Origin of the sequence: Streptomyces sp. NRRL S-350 (assembly GCF_000719705.1) — a bacterium.
GTDB lineage: Bacteria > Actinomycetota > Actinomycetes > Streptomycetales > Streptomycetaceae > Kitasatospora.
This window is the reverse complement of record NZ_JOHO01000020.1, coordinates 143752-167710: the sequence shown is the minus strand read 5'-3', so window position 1 is coordinate 167710 and position 23959 is coordinate 143752. Positions and strand designations below refer to the sequence as shown.

Below are 23959 nucleotides of genomic sequence, written 5' to 3'. Positions count from 1 at the left end.
CGCCTACAGAAGAGTGTTGTCGTCGGTTACTCGCAGGGCTCCGGTCGGCTGTGTCGGCGTCACCACCCCTAGGAGTAGCAACTCCTGGTGGACCCTGCCCGCTGCCAGCTCGCGGACCTGCAGCTGGTAGCGGCTGGTGGTCCGGTAGACCTTCGTCATCAGTTCCAGGTTGTCGCTCTCGACGAGCAGGCCCTGGGTGACCAGGAACCGCAAAGCTCTGCCGACGATCGCTTCGGTCGTCGACGGCGCAGCCTGCCCGTTGCTTGTCGATGCTGCCTCCGACCGGCGTGCATAGATTCGCCATACGCGCTCCAACTCGGGGGCGTCGACCGGGACGTCGCTGTTCTCCTGTGCTGCGGCCGACTGCTCTGCCAACTCCTGGCAGGTATGCCGCACCTGCTCGTCGACCACCGCGACCGTCACCGCGCCGACATAGCCATCGTTGGCCAGGTCCTGGGGCCGCGGGAAGCACAGGGCCGCGATCGCCAAGTGCGCGATCCCGTGCAGGACACGTTCGGCTTCCCGGTGCTGGGTCTGTCGGGCAACGCGTGCGTACTGATCCAGACCAATCTCGAACACCGAACCGGGCTCGGGGACGATGACTGCGCCCGCTCGCATCGTCACGTCGATGACGCGAAGGCCCATGCCGGTTGCACTGCGCCGCACCAAGTCCTCGAAGGCGGGTTCCTCGTCGAATCGCCGTACCAGTGACTCGTACACCGAGTCCCGATGGGGAAGCTGCTTAGGCTTGAACGCGTAGTTGATCAACCTCGTCGCCTGTTCGGCGTCGTCCAGGCCATACTGGGCGCCGGTCACTGCATTCCCCCTTCGTCGTTGCTTCTCGACGGGTTCGCACCTGCGGGTCCCAGTGGTTGGAGTCGGGCGGTGGTTAACCACAGGTCGTCGCCGTGGAACCGCGCGCTATCCAAGGTGGTTCCCGCTCGCACCGCCAGCCGTACCTGCTCGTCCCCGCGGCCCAGGGCGGCACTGGTGTCCGGGCTGAAGGCGTGCATCGCGAGCAGCGCGACCAATGCAGGAAGCTCCGGGTCCGTGCGCTCCGCGTCCTGCAGCAGGTCCGACAACGAACGTACGGCGTCGGGTAGATGCAGAAGATGCTCGGCCGCATGCCACTGCTCATCGGTGAAACGCGCGGTGTCCCCCATCCGCTGAGTTTGCGGCTGCTCAACCTGTCCGGCATACCGCGCAGGCTCGGGTGCCGGCCGGAGCAGCGCGGCCACCAGCGAGGACAGATGTACAAGGTGCTTGGTGGCTGGTCCAGTCGATTGACGGAAGAAGCAGTCCACGGGCCCGAGCGCGTCCGCTACCGACAGGTCCAGGGCCGGACGCAGTAGCTGCCCAAACACGTCAAACGTTGACCGATGCGGGGCCAGGGAGAACTGCTGACGGTCCTGCTCAGTGCGGAACACCTCCCGGGCCTCCAGAAGCCGCTTCTGCAGTCGGATGTGTCGCCGGATGCAGTCCTCAACGATCTCGACCAGCTCCGCAGCGCGCCGTTTGCGGATCGGGTCCACGGCCTCATCTCGGGCCTCGGCCATGTTCTTGGAGATTGCTCGCTCTGCCCGCACTCGCGCCTGGACATGTTCCAGCGCCTCGCTTAGCAGGTCGGGGACAGCCTCCAGCCAGTCGACCGACGCGATGTTTCGGCGGGTCGCCTCCAAGTGCGCATGGATCAGTTCCCCGTACTGAATGGTGCGGATCCGCGCCTGTTCGGCGACCTGCTTCGCGTCAGCGAGCTTTCCCCGCCTAATCAGGTTGGCGAGTTTGACCTCCGCAGCCTCTTGCGCGGACTCCACGTCCGTGTCCAGCGCGCCGACCAGCACGTTCAACGCCTCGTGGGAGGCGTGCAGATACAGCACACCGGTGGCATCCCGCCGCTCCACGATCAGTTTGAAGGGGAAGTACCGCACCTGGTAGACGCCGCTAGCGTCCAACGCGCCGTACGGGCGCCGGAATGCGCGCTCTACATCACCGAGGTTGATCAGGCTGTCCAGTACCCATCGCGCCACCTGGGCGTGCTCTTCATCGACGCGGTTCGGGGCCTGCCGGGCGACGAACCGCTGGACCCGATCCAGCACGTGTCGACGACTGGCCCCGGTGTCGAAGTCCATCGCGATCGCGACCTGGTCGATGGTGTGCAGGCCGATCTCCGCCATCTGGTAGGTGCGGGCATCGGCCCATTCCACCAGGTTCTTCTTCGTGTCTAGTTCGTGTAGGGGAGCCGTGCAGGCCAGTGCTTTCGCCCTGCGGATCAGACCCTCATCGTGCTGTGGATCCTCCTCAGACCCCCATGGGTCCGAGAACGCCGGGCTATCGAATCTCACACTGCTCCTTGGACCGCAGTTCGACTGCTCGGCTCGTACTCAAACGGTCGCTACCAACACGCCGTTTCGGTAGCCGCCACCCCAGCATGCCGGATCCTCCCCTGTTGGGCTCGCAGATGCCCAAAACTGCTTCCCGGTGCTCAACGGATGGAGGACCAGGTAGGGCAGCGCCCAGGTCGCTGGACCAGCGTTGGTGGCCATCGCGGTGCGGGCGGTATAGCCGATGCTGATGGGAGCGGTGGCGGCGGTCCATGGGCCGTGGCCGAGTAGGTGGAACGGGGATCCTTGACGGAGCGGGTGCCGTCGATCGGGATGCGGCCGCCGAAGCGGAGTGGTCCACCTGCTGGTTGCGTTGTCCGGACGGCGCGGTGCGTCGGTGCCGCAGCTGCTGGGCCCACCGCGTCCTGCTAATGCCCTGCCTGGAGTCCACAGCGGGTGCTACACAGACCTCATGCCGAGATCGAACTCAGTGCACTCTCATTTCACATCGCGAGTCCCAGAGCAATCGACAGGACTCGGCCTGGCGGCGTTTCCGCAGGTCAGCGGGGCGCTGACCTGCGGAAACGATGAGAGATCAACCTGCGTTTCCGCAGGTCAGAGGCACCCCTACAGGTCGTAGTACAGCTCGAACTCGTGCGGGTGGGGGCGGAGGGCGATCGGGGCGATCTCGTTGGTGCGCTTGAAGTCGATCCAGGTCTCGATCAGGTCCGGGGTGAAGACGTTGCCCGCGAGGAGGTACTCGTGGTCGGCTTCCAGGGCCTCCAGGACGGCCGGGAGGGAGGAGGGGACCTGCGGGACGTTGGCGTGCTCCTCGGGGGCCAGCTCGTAGAGGTCCTTGTCGACCGGCTCCAGCGGCTCGATCTTGTTGCGGATGCCGTCGAGGCCGGCCATCAGCATGGCGGAGAAAGCCAGGTACGGGTTGGAGGACGGGTCGGGTGCGCGGAACTCGATGCGCTTGGCCTTGGCGTTGGAGCCGGTGATCGGGATGCGGATCGCGGCCGAGCGGTTGCGCTGCGAGTAGACGAGGTTGACCGGCGCCTCGAAGCCCGGGACCAGGCGGTGGTAGGAGTTCACCGAGGGGTTGGTGAACGCCAGCAGGGAGGGGGCGTGCCGGAGCAGACCGCCGATGTAGTAGCGGGCGGTGTCGGAGAGCCCGGCGTAGCCCTGCTCGTCGTAGAAGAGCGGCGAGCCCTCGGTCCACAGCGACTGGTGGACGTGCATGCCCGAGCCGTTGTCGCCGAAGATCGGCTTCGGCATGAAAGTGGCGGTCTTGCCGTTCCGCCAGGCGACGTTCTTGATGATGTACTTGAACAGCATCAGGTCGTCGGCGGCGTGCAGCAGGGTGTTGAACTTGTAGTTGATCTCCGCCTGGCCGGCGGTGCCGACCTCGTGGTGCTGGCGCTCGACCTCCAGCCCGGCCTTGGCGAGCTCCAGCGACATCTCGGCGCGCAGGTCGGCGAAGTGGTCGACGGGCGGGACGGGGAAGTACCCGCCCTTGTACTTGACCTTGTAGCCGCGCGCGTCGCCCTCGGCGGCGCCGCTGTTCCAGGCGCCGGCCTCCGAGTCGATGTGGTAGAAGGACGCGTTGGCGCTGGTGTCGAAGCGGACCGAGTCGAAGACGTAGAACTCCGCCTCGGGCCCGAAGAACGCGGTGTCGGCGATGCCGGAGGAGGCGAGGTACGCCTCGGCCTTCTTGGCGACGTTGCGCGGGTCGCGGCTGTACGCCTCGCCGGTGACCGGGTCCTGGATGAAGAAGTTGATGTTGAGGTGCTTCTCGGCCCGGAAGGGGTCGAGGCGTGCGGTGGCGAGATCCGGGACGAGGGCCATGTCGGACTCGTGGATCGCCTGGAAGCCGCGGATCGACGAACCGTCGAACATCAGGGTCTCGGACGGATCGAAGGTCGCCGCAGGTACGGAGAAGTGCTGCATGACGCCCGGCAGGTCACAGAACCGGACATCGACGAACTTCACGTCGTTGTCCTGAATGAACTGCTTCACTTCGGCGGCGTTGTTGAACATCCATCCTCCTCGGTGCGAATGGGGCTCACCCTAGGAATGGGTCGTTTCCGGCCGGTGACCCGCTCGTTTCCTAGATGTTAACCACGCCCCCCTGTCCGGGCGGCAAAAATGTACGGGACGGGGCAAATCACCTCGACGACCTGGGCGGCCTCCCGCAAGTGGTCTGGACCACTGGCCGAGCCGGCGGGTAAGCCCCGCCACCGGGATTCACCCGCTCGGGGACGGCGCCCCGCCCGGAGGGGAGCCGGTGACGGACCGGGCCGTCAGCCCGGTTAGTGTGGATTCGTGGACACCAGAGAAGCGTTGGGATCGTGGATCGACGGCCCCAGGGCGGCCGCCGAGAAGATGGGCGCCGACTTCGGCTACCGCGGCGAGCGCCTCGGCCTGCCCAAGGAGGGCCCCGGCTCGATCGCCGGCCCCGGTCGCCGGATCGGCGCCCTGTTCGTGGACGGCTGGCTGGTCGCGCTGATCTCCTACGGCCTGCTCGCCCGCGGCGACCAGGCCGAAGCCAACCTGTGGACCAGCCCGCTGTTCTTCCTCGTCGCGGCGCTGCTGCTCTCCACGACCGGTACGACGGTCGGCAAGCGGCTGTTCGGCCTCCGGGTGGTCCGCCTGGACGGGGGCCGCGCGACCATCCCGCAGGTCCTGCTGCGCACGCTGCTGCTCTGCCTGGTGGTGCCCCCGCTGGTCTGGGACCGTGACACCCGCGGCCTCCACGACAAGGCGGTCGGCACCGTCGAGGTGCGGATCTAGTTGGTCCCACCCCACCCCCTCCGGCTCACCGCCGGCGTCAGGAAGCCGGCAAGCCGCCGGCCGGCCGGAAACCCGGAAGCCCGGGAACGTCGGAACGGCCCCGCCGCGGATCTTCCGCAGCGGGGCCGTTCTCGTGTCGTCAGGGAGGGAGGGTCAGCGGACCTGGCCGCCCTTGGGCATCCGGGCACCCTTCGGCATCGGGCCCTTGGGGATCGGTGCCTTGGAGAGCAGGTCGCCCAGTGCGCGCAGGCGGTCGTTGGTCTCGGTGACCTGGGCGGCGGTGATGGCGCGGGGCAGGCGCATGAGGTGGATCTGCAGCTTCTTCAGCGGGACCTCGCCCTCGCCGTCGCCCACCACGATGTCGTGCACCGGCACGTCGCCGACCACCCGGGCCATCTTCTTCTTCTCGGAGGCCAGCAGCTGGCGCACCCGGTTCGGGTTGCCCTCGCCGATCAGCGCGATGCCGGCCCGGCCCACGGCGCGGTAGACCGCGTCCTGGTTACGGGTGACCGCCACCGGCGTGGTGTTGGAGCTCCACCCGCGCCGGATGTTGTTCAGCACCGCGGCCACGGCGCCCGGCTGCCCCTCCATCTGTCCGAACGCGGCGCGCTCGGCCCGGCGCCCGAAGACGATCGCCATGGCCAGTACGGCCACGATGAAGCCCAGGATGCCCAGATAGATGGGGTGCTCGATCGCGAAGCCGATGGCGAGGAACACGCCGAAGGTCAGCAGGCCGACGCCGGCGATGATCAGGCCGATCTTGGTGTCGACCTTCTTGGTCATGGTGTACGCCAGGCGGATCTGCTTCAGTCGCCCGGGGTTCTCGGATGTTTCCCTCGCCATAACGCTCATGGTACGTGGCACGGGTACGGGATATCCAAGCCCGGGTACCCGTTCGCCCGAACTGTGACTCGTCTGCCCGTGAGCCGTCGCGCAGAGCGACCGGTCTCAGCGGCGGACGGACTTCACCGGCGCCCCCGTGGACAGTGCGTCGTGCCGGCGGTCCGCCGCGTGCCGACGGTCCTCGCACACCGCTGACCAGGCGTTGCGGCGGGCGTGTCGCTGGCCGGGCGCCAGCAGGACGCTCTCGGCGAACCGGAGCGCCACCCCTACCGACCGGATCCGCATCTGCATGCCGAACAGCTCCCCTCGGGGCTGGGAAGAACGTGGCTGAGTGGAACGTGGCTGAGTGGACACGTTGGCCGGACGAACGTGGCTGAGAAGAATCGAACGCTCGCCGTGCGTCCATCGTCACCACCCCGTGTTACCAGCCCGTGACCAGGCAGTCAAAGCGTGGTGAAACCTGGAAGGGCGGAGCCGCAGCTCCGCCCTTCCAATGGCTCAACGACGGCTCCACGACGGCTCGACGAGGGCGCGACGACGGCTCGGGCGGTGGCTCGAACCCGACGGGGCGACCCGGGGCCGGCGTCCGTCAGACCGCGGCCTGCTCGCGCCGCTCCAGCGCCTGCCGGTACAGCCGGCCGGCCCGGTACGACGAGCGCACCAGCGGGCCCGACATGACACCGGCGAAGCCCAGCTCCTCGGCCTCCTGCTGGAGCTCGACGAACTCGTGCGGCTTCACCCAGCGCTCGACCGGGTGGTGGCGCAGCGAGGGGCGCAGGTACTGGGTGATGGTGATGAGCTCGCAGCCGGCGCCGACCAGGTCGGCGAGCGCCTGGCTGACCTCCTCGCGGGTCTCGCCCATGCCCAGGATCAGGTTGGACTTGGTCACCAGGCCGGCCGCGCGGGCCTGGGTGATGACGTCCAGCGAGCGCTCGTAGCGGAAGGCCGGGCGGATCCGCTTGAAGATCCGGGGCACCGTCTCGACGTTGTGCGCGAGGACCTCGGGGCGGGAGGAGAAGACCTCGGCCAGCTGCTCGGGCACCGCGTTGAAGTCGGGGATGAGCAGCTCGACGCCGGTGCGGCCGGCCTCGCGGCCGGCGGTCATCGCGTGCACCTGGCGCACGGTCTCGGCGTAGAGCCAGGCGCCGCCGTCCGCCAGGTCGTCGCGGGCGACGCCGGTGATGGTGGCGTAGTTGAGGTCCATGGTGACGATGGACTCGGCGACCCGGCGCGGCTCGTCGCGGTCGAACTCGGCGGGCTTGCCGGTGTCGATCTGGCAGAAGTCGCACCGGCGGGTGCACTGGTCACCGCCGATGAGGAAGGTCGCCTCGCGGTCCTCCCAGCACTCGAAGATGTTGGGGCAGCCGGCCTCCTGGCAGACCGTGTGCAGCCCCTCCTTCTTCACCAGCGAGTGGAGGGCGTTGTACTCCGGGCCCATCTTCGCGCGGGTCTTGATCCACTCGGGCTTCCGCTCGATGGGGGTCTCGCTGTTGCGGACCTCCAGGCGGAGCAGCTTCCTGCCGTCGGGCGCGACAGCGGACACGTGCGACTCCTAGAACTAGACGGGGTACCCCCAGGGTACGCCTGTGGTTGTACGGCCTTCGCCGGGCCTGCCGCCCTGCAATCGCAGGGCAACACGGCTACCGGTCAGTAGATTCCCAGTACTCGAGGGGAGTCCGGCTCCGACTGCCGCCCGCTGGAACGCCAGGCGGTCCAAGCACCGGCCGAGTTCGGACGCCGGCCGGGTCAGCCGCCGGCCGGGTCAGCGGCTGAGCGCCGGCTCGGGCAGCTCGGCGAAGACCTCCGCCAGGTGCCGTTCGACCGCCGGCGTCGCCTCGGCGACGGACAGTTCGCGCTTCAGCTCGCCGGAGAGCGAGGCCACGCCCGCGTCCCGGATGCCGCACGGCACGATCTTGTCGAACCAGGTCATGTCGGGGTCGCAGTTGAGCGCGAAGCCGTGCATGGTGACCCCGCGGGCGACCCGCACGCCGATCGCGGCGAGCTTGCGGTCGTCGCCGCGCTGCCCGGCGTTGGAGGGGGCGTACTCGGGCCCGGCCAGTCGCGGATCGATGCCGAGGGGCAGGCCCATCCGCAGGGTCAGCCTGCCGATGTCCACCACCTGGGCGGGGTCGACCACGGCGTCCGGGATGGACTCGCCGAGCACCCAGACCCCGCTGCGGCCCTCGACCCGGGCGGTCCCGACGCCGAACCCGGCGGCGGCGCGGATCAGCGCCTCCTCCAGCCGGCGGACGTAGGCGATGACGTCGATCGGGTCGGGCAGCTTGACGATCGGGTAGCCGACCAGCTGGCCGGGTCCGTGCCAGGTGATCTCGCCGCCCCGGTTGACCTCGACGACGGGGGTGCCGTCCAGCGGGAGGTCGGCGGGGTTGGTGCGCTTGCCCATGGTGTACACGGACTGGTGCTCCAGCAGCAGCACGGTGTCGGGGATCTCGTCCGCGACGCGCAGGGCGTGCAGCCGCTGCTGCTCCTCCCACGCCTCCTGGTACGGGACCTGGCGCTCGCCTATGCCCATGTGGACGAACCGAACGTTCTCGCTCACCGTTTCGCGCTCCTTGCCGGGCGTTCGAGACCAACCTCGCCACTGTACGCCCCGGCCGGATCGGAGTGGTCAGCCGCCCGCGAGCAACTGCAGCCGCAGGGCGAGCCGCAGTTCCAGTGACCGGTCGGGGTGGTTCCAGTCGGGCCCGAGCAGGGCCTCCACCCGGTCCAGCCGCTGGACGACCGTGTTCACGTGGACGTGCAGCTCGTCCTTGGCCCGGGTGAGGCTGCCGCCGCAGTCGAAGTAGGCGCGCAGGGTGCGGACCAGCTCGGTGCCGCGCCGGGCGTCGTACGCCAGCAGCGGGCCGAGGGTCGCGCCGACGAAGCCGTCCACGTCGTGGCCGTCGCCGAGCAGCACGCCGAGGAAGCCGAGCGCGCGGGCCGAGGCGCCCTCTCCGGCGCGGCCGAGCACCCGCAGGGCGCGGGCGCAGCGCAGGCCCTCGGCGTAGGAGGCGGCCAGCGCGGGCGGCCCGGCGCAGGAGCGGCCGGCGCCGACGGTGACCGGGAACCCGGCCAGCCGGGCCAGCCGTTCGGCGGCCTGCCGGGCCGTCGCCTCGGGGTCCTCGGGCTCCTTGGGGTCATCGGAGTCCGGCACCAGCAGCACCACCGCCTCGCCGTGTTCGGCGCTGACGCCCCGGGATCCGAACAGGTACCGCCGGGCCGCGCCCGCCAGCCGCCCCCGGTCGGTGCCGGGGTCGTCGCCGGCCCGGCCGGCCGGCTCCGCGACCAGCACCAGGTGGGGCCGGGCGAGGTCGACGCCGAGCCTGCGGCCGCGCGCGGTGAGTCCGGCGGGGTCGCGCTCGGGGGCGGTCAGCAGGTCGGTGAGCAGTTCGCCGCGGACCCTGTTCTCCGTCTCGGCCACCGAGCGGCGCAGCAGCAGGAGCAGCGCGGTGACCACGCCGGCGCGCTCGAACAGCCGCCGGTCGGCGTCGTCGAGGCCGGGCCGTCCGCGCAGCACCAGGGTGCCCAGCGCGTCGTGTCCGGCCAGCACCGCGCAGACCCAGAGGTCGCCGTGCCGGACGGACCGGCCTTCGGTGCGGGAGGCGGCGACGGCTGCGGCCAGCTCGGCGGCGGGTGCGGGCCGTCCGGCGAGGGGTTCGCCGTCGGCGTCCAGGACCGCTATCTCGCCGCCCAGCAGCGCGGCGACGGCGGCGGCGACGTCCGGCACCTCGGCGCCGCGCAGGACCAGGTCGGTGAGCCGGTCGTGTGCCTGCTCGGCGCGTTGGACGGCGGCGGAGTGGGCCCGGACCAGCTCGTTGGCCGCGTTGAGTTCGGCGAGCGCGGCCCGGGTGTCGGCCAGTGACTTGGCGGTGTCGAGGGCGATCGCGGCGTGTGCGGCCAGCGTGCACAGGAGCGCGACCTCGTCGGGGGAGAACGCGCGCGGCGAGCGGTCGGCGGCGAACAGGACCCCGATGACCCGGCCGCCGAGCAGCAGCGGCACCCCGATGATCGCCACCAGGCCTTCGTCCAGCACGCCCGCGTCGATGGCGGCGGTGTGGCGGAAGCGTTCGTCGGCGCGGTAGTCGGGGGTGGCGTACGGGCGGGCGGTCTGCGCGACGAGGCCGCCGAGGCCGTCGCCGAGGCTGAGCCGCAGGGTCTGGAACAGCACGGAGACCGAGCCGTCGGTGACCCGCATGTAGGTGTCGCCGGCGGCCTCGTCGGGCAGGGTCAGGTACGCGGTGTCGGTTCCGAGCAGCATCCGGGCCCGGCGGACGATCGACTGGAGCACGGTGTCCAGGTCGCGGGAGGCGGCGAGGTCTCCGGCCGTGTCGAAGAGGGCGGTCAACTCGGCTTCCCGGCGGCGGTGTTGACGCAGGGTCCGGTGGACCCGCAGGGCCTGCCAGGTGGCGTCGTCGATCTCGGCGAGGACGGCGGCCGGCGCCCCGCGGTGGCGGGCGTCGGCCAGCACGTCGGCGAAGTCCTCGGTGGCGGCGCCCGAGGCGAGCAGGTCGAGCAGCCGCCGCAGCGCCGGAGCGGCGCCTTCGTGCGGGTGGTTCATGGTGCGTGCCGCCAATCGGCGTCGGTCCGTCGGTTCCGAGGAATCGCGATCGTAGCGGCTCGGTCTCGGGCACCGGCCTCAGGCGACGGCGGGCTTTCCGGCCGCGGCGGCGTCCGCCGACTGGCCCTCCGGGCCCTGCTGTCCGTCGACTTCGGCGAGGTCCTGTCCGCGGGTCTCCCGTCCGCAGAGCACCGCCAGGACGGTGATCGCTGCCGCGGTGGCGACGTACACCGAGATCGGGGTGGCGCTGCCGTAGTCCTTGAGCAGTGCGGTGGCGATCAGCGGCGCCGGGGCGCCGGCCGCCACCGAGGAGAACTGCGCCCCGATCGAGGCGCCCGAGTAGCGCATCCGGGTGGCGAACAGCTCGGAGAAGAAGGCCGCCTGGGGTGCGTACATCGCGCTGTGGAAGACCAGCCCGACGGTCACCGCGAGGACCAGCGACCCGAACGACCGGGTGTCCACCATCCCGAAGAAGACGAACGCCCAGACGCCGACGCCGACCGCGCCCACCAGGTACACCGGCTTGCGCCCGACCCGGTCGGACAGCGCGCCGAACAGCGGGATCAGCGCGAACTGGACCGCGGAGGCGATCAGTACGGCGTTCAGCGCGCTCTGCTTGGTGAAGTGGGCGTGGGTGACGGCGTACGTCAGCACAAACGTCGTCATCACGTAGTACGAGATGTTCTCCGCCATCCGCGCCCCCATGGCCACCAGCACCTCCCGCCAGTGGTTCCGGAACACACTGACCAGCGGCGGCTGTTCGACGGTCGATCGCTTCTGCCGGGCCGCCAGCGCGGCCCGGAACAGCGGCGACTCGTCCACCGCCAGCCGGATCCACATCCCGACCGCGACCAGCACCGCCGACAGCAGGAACGGCACCCGCCAGCCCCACGCCAGGAACGCCGAGTCCGACTGCACCGACGTCATCAGCGACAGCACCCCCGCCGCCAGCAGATTCCCGGCCGGCGCCCCGCCCTGCGGCCAGGACGCCCAGAACCCGCGCCGCCGCTGGTCCCCGTGCTCCGACACCAGCAGCACGGCACCGCCCCACTCGCCGCCGAGCGCGAAGCCCTGCACCAGCCTCAGTACCGTCAGCAGCACCGGCGCCGCGACCCCGACCGAGTCGTACGTCGGCAGCAGCCCGATCGCCGTGGTCGACCCGCCCATCAGCAGCAGGCTCACCACCAGCAGCCGCTTTCGCCCCACCCGGTCGCCGAAGTGCCCGAACACCAGGGCGCCGAGCGGCCGCGCCGCGAACCCGATCGCGTAGGTCAGGAACGACAGCAGCGTCCCGGTCAGCGGATCGCTGTGGGGGAAGAACAGCTTGCCGAAGACCAGCGCCGCCGCCGTTCCGTACAAGAAGTAGTCGTACCACTCGATGGTCGTGCCGATCAGGCTGGCAGCCACCACTCTCGGGAGTGAACTGCGCGTAGCCGCGCCGCTTGCCGGGGCGTTCATGTGCCACCACTTCCAGGGCCGGGGGGAGACGATGTCGCCACAAGGTAGGAATCCGCTGGGCGGAGGCCTATGTGGGCGGAACACACACTGTTCGAGATGCGCATGGCGGCCTGCGCCACGGTGTCGGCGGTCAGTGGGCCGTCCAGCCGCCGTCGACGGGCAGACTGGCGCCGGTGATGCAGGAGGCGGCGGGGGAGCAGAGCCAGAGGGCGAGTTGGGCGACCTCCTCGGGCTCGACGAGGCGCTTCACGGCGGTGCGGTCGAGCATGATCCGCTCCACCACCTCGTCCTCGGGAATGCCGTGGGCGAGCGCCTGGGCCGCGATCTGCTTCTCCACCAGGGGTGTCCGGACGTACCCGGGGTTGATGCAGTTGCTGGTGACGCCGTGCGGCGCGCCCTCCAGGGCGACGGTCTTGCTCAGGCCCTCCAGGGCGTGCTTCGCGGTGACGTACGCGGCCTTGAAGGCGCTGGCCCGCAGGCCGTGGACGGAGGAGACGTTGACGATCCGCCCCCACTCCCGCTCGTACATCCGCGGCAGGGTCCGGCGCAGGATGCGGAACGGCGCCTCCACCATCACGCGTTGGATGAGCGTGAAGCGCTCGGGCGGGAACTCGTGCACCGGCGCGATGTGCTGGAGCCCGGCGTTGTTGACCACGATGTCGGCGTCGTCCGGCAGGGCGTCCACGGCTCCGGGGTCGGAGAGGTCGGTGACGATCGAGTGGCCGCCGATCCGCTCGGCGACCTCCTCGGCCGGACCGGCCGCGAGGTCGACGACGTAGACCCGGGCGCCGGCCCCGGCGAAGGCCTCGGCACAGGCCCGGCCGATGCCCGAGGCCGCCCCGGTGACCAGGGCCGTGCGGCCGTCGAGCGGGCGGGCTGTAGTGGTGTCCATGGCCGAGAACGGTAGGAACCCGCCGCCCCGGCTCCCATGTGGGCGCCCACCACAGTGCCGCCGGGAGCCGTGGCGGCAACCACTACGAGGCTCGATCGGCGGTTCGACCGCGGAAGGCCAAACCGCAGGTGACCGCGCTTCCCCACAATGGGCGCGGATGCTTCACCCGTTCGGAGGATTGCTCGGTCAGATCCACCCATAGCGCCCGAATGCTCGCTACATTCACGCCGATTCCCGACAGGGGGCGCCGCCCCAGGCAGCCGAAGTGCTGGTAGAGCCCGGTGCGACGTCCGAGAGGTGTTGACAGACATGCCCCAACGGCCTGCAACCGACAGCCCGGCGTACGGACCGCTCGACCCGCTCGGCCAGCACCGAGGTCCGGTCGGCCGGACCCTTCCGGACGCCCCCGACGCCCTGGTCCCCGACGCCCCGACCGGCGACACGCTGACCGCCGAGACGCTGACCGCCGACGCGACGGCCGACGCGACGGCCGAGGAACCGCGGCTGTCCGCGCAGGCCACACCCGACCGGCACGGGGCCCCCGTCACCCCCGCGCCCGCACGGAGCGCCGGCCACTCGGGCCCGGCCCCGCAGAACGGCCAGCTCGCCGCCCTGATCGAGGAGGCCGGCTTCTCGCACGCCGGCCTGGCCCGCCGGGTCGACCAGCTCGGCCTGGAACACGGCCTCGACCTGCGCTACGACAAGACGTCGGTCACCCGCTGGCTGCGCGGCCAGCAGCCCCGCGGCGCCACCCCGGCCCTGATCGCCGAGGTCTTCACCCGCCGCCTCGGCCGCCGCCTCACCGCCCAGGACCTCGGCCTGGACGCCTGCGCCCCGGTCTACGCCGGCCTGGAGTTCGCCGAGACCCCGCAGGAGGCGGTGGACATCGTGGCGAGCATGTGGCGCAAGGACAACGGCCCGCAGTCCGAGCTGCGCCGGATCGCCTTCACCCCGGCCGGCCTGGTCGTCCCCAGTCGGGACTGGCTGATCGGCCGCACCGACGAGCGGGTCGCCCGGGACGGTTCCACCCTGGGCCGCCCGGACGCCGCCACCGGACCGCCGACCGCCTCCTCGACCTCCACGGCCATCACCGGCGCGCCCCCGCAGAACGTGCCCGGCGGGCCGCCCGCGGGCTCGGCGCGCGGCCAGGCCGTCGGCGCCCCCGGCCTGCCCGGCACGGCCGCGCGCAGCACGGCCGGGACGACCGGCACCGCCCCCGCCATCGGCCGGGTGCCCACCCAGAGCCGCCGCCCGCCGGTCGCCGTCGAACCGCCGTACACCGACCCGGCCCGGGAGGCCCGCCCCGCCCTGCGGGTCGGCCGCGGCGACATCGCCGCCATCCGAGCCGTCGGCGACCTCTTCCGCGCACTCGACCACGCGTACGGCGGCGGCCACGCCCGGCAGGCACTGGTCCGCTACCTGGAGAGCGAGGCCGAGCCGATGCTGCGCGGCCGCTACGGCGAGCAGATCGGCCGAGCGCTGTTCGGCGCTGTCGCCGACCTGACCCGACTGGCCGGCTGGACTTCCTTCGACATCGCCGCCCACGGACTCGCCCAGCGCTACTTCGTCCAGGCGCTGCGCCTGTCCCAGGCCGCGGGGGACCGCGCGCTCGGCGGCTACGTCCTGGTGACGATGAGCCAGCAGGCCGTCCACCTCGGCCACGGCCGGGAGGCGGTCCAGCTCGCCCGGGTCGCCCAGCAGGGCGTGGGCACCGCCGTGCCGCCGGTCGTGCAGTCGCTGATGCACGCCGCCGAGGCCCGCGGGCACGGGCTGCTGGGCGACGTCCGCTCCTGCACCACCGCCCTGGTACGCGCCGAACGGGCCCTGGCCGCCGCCCGCACCGGCGATGAACTGCCCGCCTGGGCGCGGTACTTCGACGAGGCACAGCTCTCCGACGAGTTCGCCCACTGCTACCGCGACCTCCAGCAGTGGCGCACCTCCGCGCAGCACGCCGAGAAGTCGCTGCGGCTCCGCTCGCCCGCCTACGCGCGCAGCCGGATCTTCTGCCGGCTGGTGCTGGCCACCGCCCGGCTCGGCATGGGAGACCTCGACGAGGCCTGCACCATGGCCACCGACGCGCTGCGGGCGGCGGGGGAGATGCGCTCGGCCCGCTCCCTGGAGTACGTCCGGGACTTCCACCGCCGCCTCACCCCGTACCGGGGCAGCCCGGTGGCCCGCGCGTTCGAGGAGACGGCACGCCAGGCGGGGGTGATCTGATCGATCGGGGCGGCGACGGCACACCGGACGAGCACGGTGGTGGTGAGCGGGAGCCCGGCGAGGCGCCGGCCGGCGGGGCCGGCTGGACGAGTGCGCCCGTGCCGAGGGCCGCGACCAGCGAGCAGCCACGCGGTGCCCGCCCGTCCGGCGGGCCGCCGCGCAGCTTGCCGACACCGATCTCCGCCGGCGTCTCACGTCACGCGTGTCCTGGCCGGGTGCCAGGACAGAACGTCAGGACAGGGCGTCAGGCCAGGGCGTCAGGACCCGCCGCGGGTCAGGACCGGCGGCAGGACCGGCCGCGGGGCAGGACTGCCGAGAGCCGCCCCGGGCCGGCCTCAGGCCGCCGCCTCCGCCTCCCGCGCGTCGGCCGGGACGCCGAGGTCGCGCAGCACCGCCTGCGCCGCCCGCCGCCCGGAGACCAGCGCGCCCTGCACCGTACTGGTGTCCCGGTGATCCCCGGCGACGTACAGCCCGGCCAGCAGCCGCACCGGGCGCCGGGGGTTGTGCGGCGGCGGCATGGCGGGCAGCGCGTCCGGGACGTGTCGGACGCTGAGGAACTGCCAGCCCGTCGTCGCGGTGCCGTACAGCCCGGCGAGCCGGGCCCGGACGGCCGGTTCCAGCCCGGCCGGGCCGCCCGCGTCGAAGGCCCGCCGCCCGAGCACGGTGGTGGCGATCAGCGCCTGGCCGGGCGGAGCGTAGGACGGGTGCAGCTCACTGAGCACCAGTGAGTGCGAGACCAGCGGTGGGTGCCCGTCGGGGCGTTCGCCGTCGAGCAGCAGGACGGCCTCGGCCAGCGGGGCCCGGTCGGCCGCGTGGTAGAAGGTCGTGACGGGGTGGAAGGCCGGCAGTCGGAGCCCGGGCAGCAGTTCGGCGGCCGAGCGGGCGTCGGTGGCGATGACGACGGCCTGGGCGCCGATCCGCCCGTGGGCGAGGGTCTCCACGCCGTCCGCGGCGATCGAGGTGACCTGCACTCCGGTGCGGACGGTGCCGACGGGCAGGGCGGCGGCCAGCTGGGCCGGCACGGCCGCGATCCCGGCGGCGGGCAGGCAGAGCCTCCCGCGGGCGTACGAGCGCAGCACCAGGTCGGCGATCCGGCTGCTGGTGCCGAGCGCGGGATCGCCGAGCAGGGCGCTGAGCAGCGGGCGCAGGAAGCCGTCGACGGTGCGCGGGGCGAGCCCGTGGCCGGTCAGCGCCCGGGCGGCGGTGGTCTCCGGCCGGGCCTGCAGCCGGCCGACCGGGGTGGTGGCGAGCCGGCCGAGCCAGTTGCCCAGCCGGGCCTTGTCCAGCGGGCTGCCGAGCGGGGCCCGGGTGGCGGCCTGCCGGGCGGCGGTCAGCTGCGGGTCCCCGGCGCGGTAGCGGCGGCCGCCGCTGTGCACCAGTACGCCGGGCGCGAGCGGGCGTAGGTCGAGCCGGTCGAGGTCGAGCGTGCGGCGCAGCTCGGGGAAGGCGGTGTTGAGCAGGTGGCTGCCGTCGTCGAGCCGGAATCCGTCCAGCTCGCGGGTGGCCATCCGGCCGCCGATCCGTTCGGTGGTCTCCAGGACCTGAACGGCTAGTCCGTGGCCGGTGAGCGCGCGGGCGGCGGCCAGACCCGCGAGTCCGGCGCCGACCACGACGACGTCCGGGTCGGATGGCCGACGAGCGCGGCGGGTGAAGTCGTACGTGGGCACTGGCGTGCTCCCTCCCTGGTCCCGGGGCTCCGGCCGACGCAGGCAGCGGGGTGCCGGGACACGGTCCGAGGAGGGTGATGCCCAGTCAGTGTGAGCGTCAGACAAGCGGATCGGGCCAGATCCGAGGACGGGGAGGGGTTGTGCGGCACCCGGCGGGGGCGCGGTCACGGACAGTGTGCTGTGGCGGCGGGTTCGGGGGTCGGCGGGCGCGTACCGTCACCGGGGGCGTGCGACGCGCCCACCGTGTGCTCCCGTGCGCCCCCTCCCGGAGCCCCGTCCGACCCCCTGCCCGGCATATGCCCGTGGCCAGGGCGGATGGTGGCCTCGGAGGACGCCCGGGCCCGGCGCGCGCCTCACCCCGCCCCCGCCCCCGCCGACGTCCCGCCGACGCCGCGCCCGCGCCGACGTCCCGCCGACGCCCCGCCTCCGCCGACGCCTCACAGCGCCGCGAGTGCCGCCGAGTACACGTCCGGGTGCGTGAACCGGAAGCCCGCGTCCAGCAGCCGTCGCGGCACCACCCGGTGGCTGCCGACCACCTCGACCGCCAGCTCGCCGAGCACCGCCTTGAGCACCGGCTCCGGTACCGGGAACGGCGTCGGCCGCTTCAGCGCCCGCCCGAGCGCCGCGGTCAGTTCGGCGTTGGTCGCCGGGTTCGGTGCCGTCAGGTTGAAGGCGCCGGAGAGGTCGTCGTGGTCGAGCAGGAAGCGCAGCGCGGCGATCTCGTCGTGCAGCGAGATGAAGCTCCAGTACTGCTGCCCGTCGCCGAGCCGCCCGCCCAGGCCCAGCTTGAACAGCGGGAAGAGCCGGGCGCCCGCTCCGCCGGCCGCGGACAGCACCATCCCGGTGCGGGGGTGGACGACGCGGATCCCGGCCCGTTCGGCCGGTTTGGCGGCGGCTTCCCATTCCAGGCAGACCTCGGCCAGGAAGTCGTCACCGGCGGGGGAGTCCTCGTCGATCACCCGGTCGCCGGTCTGTCCGTACCAGCCGACCGCGGAGGCGCTGACGAACACCCGGGGCGGTTCCTTGAGTTCGGCCAGTGCGACGGCCAGCGTCTCGGTGCCGTAGACCCGGCTCTCCCGGATCTCCCGCTTGTAGGCGTCGGTCCAGCGGTGGTCGCCGACTCCGGCGCCGGCCAGGTTCACCACCGCCTGGACGCCGACGAGGCCGTCCCGTTGGACTTCGCCGAGCAGCGGGTTCCAGCCGATCGCCGTGGTGCCGTCGGGCTGGGGGCCCGTCCTGGACCGGTGCCGGACCAGCCGGACCACCTCATGGCCGTCCGCCAGCAGGGAGCGGACGAGCGCCGAACCGATCAAACCCGTGGAGCCTGTGACAGCGATGCGCATGGGCCCATCCTCGCAGTTCCCCACGGCCCGTCACGGTCGCACGCGCCTCGTTAGCATGACGCGCATGTTCGACGACGATCTGATCATCCGCCCGGCTCGGCCCGAGGACGAGCGCGAACTCGCCGTCCTCAACCGCACCACCTGGTCCGTCCTGTCCGACGTCTCCCCGCAACCCACGGAGGAGGACGGGGTGTTCGACGAGCGCCGCACCCCCGAGCAGTTCCTGCTCGCCGTCCTGGACGGCCGGATCGTCGGCTACATCCGCCAGGTCCCGGCCACCCCGTTGGCGAGCAACCGGCACGTGCGCCAGATCCAGGGCCTCGCCGTCGACGACACGGTCCGCGGCCGGGGCATCGGCCGCCGCCTGGTCGACGCGGCCTGCGCCACGGCCCGGGCGGCGGGCGCCCGCAAGTTGACGCTTCGGGTGCTCGGCTGGAACGCCCCCGCCCGCCGCCTCTACGAGAGCCGCGGCTTCGTCGTCGAGGGCTCGCTGGCCGAGGAGTTCCTGATCGACGGCACCTACGTGGACGACATCTGGATGGCCCGCCGCCTGGTCGACTGAGCCCCACCGGCGCGCCCGCCGGCCGCTCCCGAGGCGGTGCGCAGTCGTGACCCACCCGACCTGTCTGGACCGGCGCCACGCCGGGTACCGTACGCCCGTGAGCAACTCGACGCCTCCCGGGTGGTACCCGGTCCCGGGTGCGGACGGCACCCCCGGTCACGAGCGCTGGTGGGACGGCACCGCCTGGACCAGCGAGGTGCGGCCGCTCCAGGGCGGCGCCCCGGGCGGGCTCGCCGACGCCCCGACGCAGACCTGGCCGCCGTCCGAGCAGACGCCCGGCTACGGCTACCCGGGCGGCCCCCAGGCCCCGTCCTACGGCTACCCGGGCCAGGAGGGCCCCCCGGCGGTCGGCTACGGCTACCCCGCCCAGGACGCGTACCCGGCCCAAGGCGCCTACCCGGCCCAGGACGCGTACCAGGGCCAGGGCGGCTACCCCGGCCAGAGCGCCTACCCGGGCCAGGGCGGCGCGGGCTACGGCTTCCCGGGGCCGGGCCACCCGCCGCAGGGTTCCGGCAAGAGCAGGTCCGGGTTGATCGTCGGCATCTCGGTCGGCGTGCTGGCCGTGGGCGGGATCATCGCCGGGATCATGTTCAGCGGCGGCGGCGACCCGAAGGCGGACCCGACCCCGGACCCCACGGTCACCGTCACCCAGAGCAACGGTCCCGCGCCGAGCCCGACCCCGCCGACCACCTCCCCCACCGTGTCGGTGCCCAAGCCCGCGCCGGTCCTCAAGAGCACCGTCCCGGACCCGCAGCACGCGATCACCGTCCCGGTCTTCGACGGCTGGGACGCGGCGACCGACTCCGCGCACTCGACGGTCTTCCTCGGCAGCGGCCACTACACCTGCCCGGACGGCAACTCCTGCATCCGCGGCCAGTTCTCGATCGAGAAGGACACCGTCCAGGGCGCCACCCCCAAGGCGGCCGCCGACACGGCGATGCCCACCTACGCCGGGAAGATCTTCACCGGGATCACCTCGCACACCGACTCCGGCTCCGGCTACGTCAGCGTCGCCGGCGTGCTCGGCTACGCCACGCGCTGGCACGTCCAGACCTCGGACGGCACCCAGGGCTACATCCTCCTGGCGGCCGTCCCGGCCAAGGGCGGCGGCTACGTGGTCTTCGAGGGAGGCGTGGACGACGACCCGGCCGCGCCGGACGCCTCCGTGCTGGACCAGATCCTCACGGGGGTCAAGCAGGACAGCTCCTCCGGCAGTTCCACCTGAGCCGAGGGCCCCTCGGGTCGGCAACGCCGCCCGAGGGGCCCGGCCCACTCCCGGAGCCGCCGCCTCGACCGAGGCCCACGTCTCCCGCGAGGGGGCGGCGAATCCCGCCTCAGTCCCCGTACCGCTCCCAGAGTTTGGGGAAGCGCTTCGCCATCACGTCCGGGTCGTCGAAGTCCAGTGGCGCCCCGGACGGCCGTCCGGCCTGCCGCCCGCCGACGTCGGGCAGCGGCAGCCCGGTCAGCCGCTCGTACGCCTCGTCGGCCGCGTAGCCGACATCCTCGGCTTCGCCGTCCTCCTCCTCGTCGAACTCGGGCAGCAGGTCCGCCAGGTCGTCCGGTTCGGCCAGCCCGCCCTCGAAGACCTCTCGGCCCTGGGCGATCAACCAGCAGCGGAAATAGTCGAAGGTGTCCTCGGAAGCGCCGTCCAGCAGCAGGTAGGCCGCGCCCCACAGGTCGAAGCGGTAGGCGCGCTGGAACCGGGCTTCGAACAGCCGGGCGAAGTCGATCACGTCGTCCGGGGTGAGCAGGACGAGCCGCTCCACCAGCCGGTCGGCCTGCTCGTCGGGGTCGCCGTCGGCGGCGTCCCGGGTGTCGTCGATGATCTGCCAGAAGTCGGTCTCGTCCATCACCGCTCCAGCATCCCCGTTCGTCCGCGTCCGCGCATGCCATGACCCGGTGCGGCGCGCGACCGGAACGGCGGAACCCCGCGCCGTCCGGGGACGGGGCGGGGTTCCGGCGGGACCGTGGAGGGGTCAGAGGCCGAGCTCGACCTCGAACTCGCCGGCCTCCAGGATCTCCTTGACCGCGACCAGGTAGCGGGCGGCGTCGGCGCCGTCCACCAGGCGGTGGTCGTAGGAGAGCGACAGGTAGGTCATGTCGCGGATGCCGATGGCGGTGCCGCCGTCGGCCTCGATGACCACCGGGCGCTTGACGGTGGCGCCGATGCCCAGGATGGCGACCTGGTTCGGCGGCACGATCACGGTGTCGAACAGCGCACCGCGCGAGCCGGTGTTGCTGATGGTGAAGCTGGCACCGGACAGCTCGTCCGGGGTGATCTTGCTGTCGCGGACCTTGGCGGCCAGCTCGGCGGTCTTCTTCGAGATGCCGGCGATGTTGAGGTCGCCCGCACCCTTGATGACCGGGGTCATCAGACCCTTCTCCGAGTCCACCGCGATACCGATGTTCTCGGTGTCGAAGTAGGTGACGGTGCCCTCGGCCTCGTTGATCCGGGCGTTGATGACCGCGTGGGCCTTCAGCGCCTGGGCGGCGGCCTTGACGAAGAACGGCATCGGGGACAGCTTCACGCCCTCGCGGGCGAGGAAGGAGTCCTTGGCCTTGGCGCGCAGCGACATGATCTTGGTGACGTCGACCTCGACCACGCTGGTCAGCTGGGCCTGCTCGTGCAGGGCCTTCAGCATGTTGTCGCCGATGACCTTGCGCATGCGGCTCATCTTGACCGTCTGGCCGCGCAGGGCGGACGGCGCGGCGGCGGCCTTCGGCGCGGCGGCCGGGGCGGCAGCGGCGGCGGGGGCCGGAGCGGCCTTGGCGGCCTCCGCGGCGGCGATGACGTCCTGCTTGCGGATGCGGCCGCCGACGCCGGTGCCGGCGACGGAGGTCAGCGCGACGCCGTGCTCGGCGGCGAGCTTGCGCACCAGCGGGGTGACGTAGGCGTCACCGTTGTCGGCTGCCGGGGCAGCCGGAGCAGCGGCGGCCGGAGCCGGGGCAGCGGCCGGAGCCGGGGCAGCCGGGGCCGGGGCGGCAACCGGAGCCGGAGCGGCCGGAGCCGGGGCAGCAGCAGCGGCCGGAGCCGGAGCCGGAGCGGCCGGCGCGGGGGCCGGAGCCGGGGCAGCCGGGGCGGGGGCAGCAGCAGCGGCCGGGGCCGGAGCGGCAGCCGGAGCCGGAGCAGCGGCGACCGCACCCGCGGCGCCGATCAGCGCGAGCTGGGCGCCGACCTCGGCGGTCTCGTCCTCGCCGACCAGGATCTTCACCACGGTGCCGGCGACGGGCGACGGGATCTCGGTGTCGACCTTGTCGGTGGAGACCTCGAGCAGCGGCTCGTCGACCTCGACCGTCTCACCCTCGGCCTTCAGCCAGCGGGTGACGGTGCCCTCGGTCACGGACTCGCCCAGGGCGGGCAGCAGCACCGGGGTGGCGTCGCCGGCCGGAGCAGCCGGGGCAGCCGGAGCGGCCGGAGCGGCCGGGGCCTGCGGGGCCGGGGCCTCGGCGGCCGGGGCGGCGGCGGGCGCGGCCTCGGCAGCCGGGGCAGCGGCGGCAGCCGGCGCGCCGGAGCCGTCGTCGATGATCGCCAGCTCGGCGCCGACCTCGACGGTCTCGTCCTCGGCGACCTTGATCGAGGAGAGGATGCCGGAGACCGGAGCCGGGATCTCGGTGTCGACCTTGTCGGTCGACACCTCGAGCAGCGGCTCGTCGACCTCGACACGCTCACCCTCGGCCTTCAGCCAGCGGGTGACGGTGCCCTCGGAAACGCTCTCGCCCAGCGCGGGCAGTGTTACTGAGACCGCCATGGTTTCAGCGACTCCTATCACGTCTTGCGTACGGAAGTACTTGCGTACGGGAAGTACCGGAAAAGGGGGGTGGGGCGCGATCAGTCGTGCGCGTGCAGCGGCTTGCCGGCCAGCGCCAGGTGCGCCTCGCCCAGGGCCTCGGACTGGGTCGGGTGCGCGTGGATGAGCTGCGCGACCTCGGCCGGCAGGGCCTCCCAGTTGTAGATCAGCTGGGCCTCTCCGACCTGCTCGCCCATGCGGGCGCCGACCATGTGGACACCGACCACGGCGCCGTCCTTGACCTGGACGAGCTTGATCTCGCCGGCGGTCTTCAGGATCTTGCTCTTGCCGTTGCCGGCCAGGTTGTACTTGAGGGTGACGACCTTCTCCTTGCCGTACAGCTCGACGGCCTTGGCCTCGGAGATGCCGACGGAGGCCACCTCGGGGTTGGAGTAGGTCACGCGCGGGACGCCGTCGTAGTCGATCGGCACCGGCTTGAGGCCGGCCAGGCGCTCGGCGACCAGGATGCCCTCGGCGAAGCCGACGTGGGCCAGCTGGAGGGTCGGGGCGAGGTCGCCGACGGCGGAGATGGTGGGCACGTTGGTGCGCATGTACTCGTCGACCAGGACGTAGCCGCGGTCCATCGCGACGCCGTTCTCCTCGTAGCCGAGACCGGACGAGACCGGGCCGCGGCCGATGGCGACGAGCAGCAGGTCGGCGTCGATCTGCTTGCCGTTCTCGGTGGAGACGCGGACACCGGACTCGGTGTACTCGACGCCGGAGAAGCGGGCCTTCAGCTCGAACTTGATGCCGCGCTTGCGGAACGCGCGCTCCAGCAGCTTGGAGGAGTTCTCGTCCTCCAGCGGGACGAGGTGCGGCAGCGCCTCGACGATGGTCACCTCGACGCCGAAGGACTTCCAGACGGAGGCGAACTCGACGCCGATGACGCCGCCGCCGAGGATGACGGCCGACTTCGGGATGCGGTCGAGCTTGAGGGCGTGGTCGGAGGAGATCACGCGGTTGCCGTCGATCTCCAGGCCCGGGATCGAGCGCGGCACGGAACCGGTGGCCAGGACGATGTGCCGGCCTTCGATGCGCTGGCCGTTGACGTCCACCGAGGTCTGCGAGGAGAGCTTGCCCTCGCCCTGGACGAAGGTCACCTTGCGGGACGCCACGAGGCCCTGCAGGCCCTTGTACAGGCCGGCGATGACGTCGTCCTTGTACTTGTGGACGCCGTTGATGTCGATGCCCTGGAAGGTGGCCAGGACGCCGAACTCGGCGGCCTCCTTCGTCTCGTCCGCGATCTCCGCGGCGTGCAGCAGCGCCTTGGTCGGGATGCAGCCGCGGTGCAGGCAGGTGCCGCCGAGCTCACCCTTCTCGACCAGGGCGACGCTCAGGCCCAGCTGGGCGGCGCGGAGCGCCGCGGCGTAACCGCCGCTTCCGCCTCCGAGAATGACTACGTCGAAAACGGTGCTGGCGTCGTTCGCCACGTCACGTCCTCCATGCATGGGGTGGGTCGCCGGGCCGGTCGCGGTCCGGTGGGTCGGAAGCCTTTGTGGGGCGCCCAGTCGTGCCGG

The 23959-nt window shown here is 72.2% G+C and carries 19 protein-coding genes; 4 read left to right on the top strand and 15 right to left on the bottom strand.

Annotation, left to right across the window (positions count from 1 at the left end; genetic code table 11):
* Positions 1-3: 3 nt before the first annotated feature.
* The 3 genes from IF30_RS0120020 to glnA all read right to left on the bottom strand — a co-directional run bounded on the left by IF30_RS0120020 (position 4) and on the right by glnA (position 4361).
* Complete coding sequence (locus IF30_RS0120020; protein ID WP_107054452.1) at positions 4-816, bottom strand: hypothetical protein; 813 nt, start codon at positions 814-816, stop codon at positions 4-6.
* On the bottom strand, positions 813-2204 hold the full coding sequence (locus IF30_RS0120015; RefSeq protein WP_234322772.1) for a hypothetical protein: 1392 nt from the start codon (positions 2202-2204) through the stop codon (positions 813-815). The genes IF30_RS0120020 and IF30_RS0120015 overlap by 4 nt, the downstream gene beginning before the upstream one ends.
* Before the next feature lie 744 nt (positions 2205-2948).
* Positions 2949-4361, bottom strand: a complete 1413-nt coding sequence (gene glnA / locus IF30_RS0120010; protein ID WP_030240167.1) for a type I glutamate--ammonia ligase — start codon at positions 4359-4361, stop codon at positions 2949-2951.
* A 285-nt stretch (positions 4362-4646) separates the two neighbouring features.
* Here glnA and IF30_RS0120005 point away from each other — a divergent pair, with 285 nt between their 5' ends.
* Positions 4647-5114, top strand: a complete 468-nt coding sequence (locus IF30_RS0120005) for an RDD family protein (protein WP_030240166.1) — start codon at positions 4647-4649, stop codon at positions 5112-5114.
* Positions 5115-5267: 153 nt separating this feature from the next.
* On the opposite strand, the gene IF30_RS0120000 is transcribed toward IF30_RS0120005, so the two are convergent.
* From IF30_RS0120000 to IF30_RS0119970, 7 genes are all read right to left on the bottom strand, one after another.
* On the bottom strand, positions 5268-5966 hold the full coding sequence (locus IF30_RS0120000) for a DUF4191 domain-containing protein (RefSeq protein ID WP_420791150.1): 699 nt from the start codon (positions 5964-5966) through the stop codon (positions 5268-5270).
* A gap of 96 nt (positions 5967-6062) precedes the next feature.
* A complete protein-coding gene (locus tag IF30_RS41695; protein ID WP_037900559.1) occupies positions 6063-6248 on the bottom strand; it encodes a hypothetical protein in 186 nt (61 codons plus the stop codon).
* Between the two features lie 298 nt (positions 6249-6546).
* Entirely contained in the window at positions 6547-7500 is a 954-nt protein-coding gene (locus IF30_RS0119990; RefSeq protein WP_030240159.1) for a lipoyl synthase, read from the bottom strand.
* A 219-nt stretch (positions 7501-7719) separates the two neighbouring features.
* Positions 7720-8490, bottom strand: coding sequence for a lipoyl(octanoyl) transferase LipB (gene lipB, locus IF30_RS0119985; RefSeq protein WP_030240156.1), 771 nt, complete (start codon positions 8488-8490; stop codon positions 7720-7722).
* Between the two features lie 96 nt (positions 8491-8586).
* A complete protein-coding gene (locus IF30_RS0119980) occupies positions 8587-10515 on the bottom strand; it encodes a helix-turn-helix domain-containing protein (RefSeq protein WP_030240153.1) in 1929 nt (642 codons plus the stop codon).
* Between the two features lie 78 nt (positions 10516-10593).
* The gene (locus IF30_RS0119975; RefSeq protein WP_030240150.1) at positions 10594-11973 is read right to left on the bottom strand and encodes an MFS transporter; all 1380 of its coding nucleotides are present in this window, start codon (positions 11971-11973) and stop codon (positions 10594-10596) included.
* Positions 11974-12103: 130 nt separating this feature from the next.
* On the bottom strand, positions 12104-12865 hold the full coding sequence (locus IF30_RS0119970) for a 3-hydroxybutyrate dehydrogenase (protein ID WP_030240148.1): 762 nt from the start codon (positions 12863-12865) through the stop codon (positions 12104-12106).
* A 309-nt stretch (positions 12866-13174) separates the two neighbouring features.
* On the opposite strand from IF30_RS0119970, the gene IF30_RS0119965 reads away from it, so the two are divergent.
* Positions 13175-15082: a regulator gene (locus tag IF30_RS0119965; RefSeq protein ID WP_234322771.1), complete on the top strand. Its 1908-nt coding sequence runs from the start codon at positions 13175-13177 to the stop codon at positions 15080-15082.
* 335 nt (positions 15083-15417) lie between these two features.
* Here IF30_RS0119965 and IF30_RS0119960 read toward each other — a convergent pair whose 3' ends face one another.
* The gene (locus tag IF30_RS0119960) at positions 15418-16749 is read right to left on the bottom strand and encodes an FAD-dependent oxidoreductase (protein ID WP_030240142.1); all 1332 of its coding nucleotides are present in this window, start codon (positions 16747-16749) and stop codon (positions 15418-15420) included.
* 437 nt (positions 16750-17186) lie between these two features.
* Positions 17187-18092 carry a TIGR01777 family oxidoreductase gene (locus IF30_RS0119955; protein WP_030240139.1) on the bottom strand — a complete coding sequence of 302 codons (906 nt, stop codon included), beginning with the start codon at positions 18090-18092 and terminating at the stop codon, positions 17187-17189.
* 64 nt (positions 18093-18156) lie between these two features.
* Here IF30_RS0119955 and IF30_RS0119950 point away from each other — a divergent pair, with 64 nt between their 5' ends.
* Positions 18157-18654, top strand: a complete 498-nt coding sequence (locus IF30_RS0119950) for a GNAT family N-acetyltransferase (protein WP_030240137.1) — start codon at positions 18157-18159, stop codon at positions 18652-18654.
* Between the two features lie 97 nt (positions 18655-18751).
* Complete coding sequence (locus IF30_RS0119945; RefSeq protein WP_158835260.1) at positions 18752-19879, top strand: DUF2510 domain-containing protein; 1128 nt, start codon at positions 18752-18754, stop codon at positions 19877-19879.
* A gap of 109 nt (positions 19880-19988) precedes the next feature.
* Here IF30_RS0119945 and IF30_RS0119940 read toward each other — a convergent pair whose 3' ends face one another.
* The 3 genes from IF30_RS0119940 to lpdA all read right to left on the bottom strand — a co-directional run bounded on the left by IF30_RS0119940 (position 19989) and on the right by lpdA (position 23890).
* Entirely contained in the window at positions 19989-20504 is a 516-nt protein-coding gene (locus tag IF30_RS0119940) for a DUF4240 domain-containing protein (protein ID WP_030240131.1), read from the bottom strand.
* A 126-nt stretch (positions 20505-20630) separates the two neighbouring features.
* Positions 20631-22403 (bottom strand): 2-oxoglutarate dehydrogenase, E2 component, dihydrolipoamide succinyltransferase, encoded by a 1773-nt coding sequence (sucB, locus tag IF30_RS0119935; RefSeq protein WP_030240128.1) that lies wholly within the window; start codon positions 22401-22403, stop codon positions 20631-20633.
* Positions 22404-22483: 80 nt separating this feature from the next.
* Positions 22484-23890 (bottom strand): dihydrolipoyl dehydrogenase, encoded by a 1407-nt coding sequence (gene lpdA, locus IF30_RS0119930; protein WP_107054451.1) that lies wholly within the window; start codon positions 23888-23890, stop codon positions 22484-22486.
* Between the last annotated feature and the right edge of the window lie 69 nt (positions 23891-23959).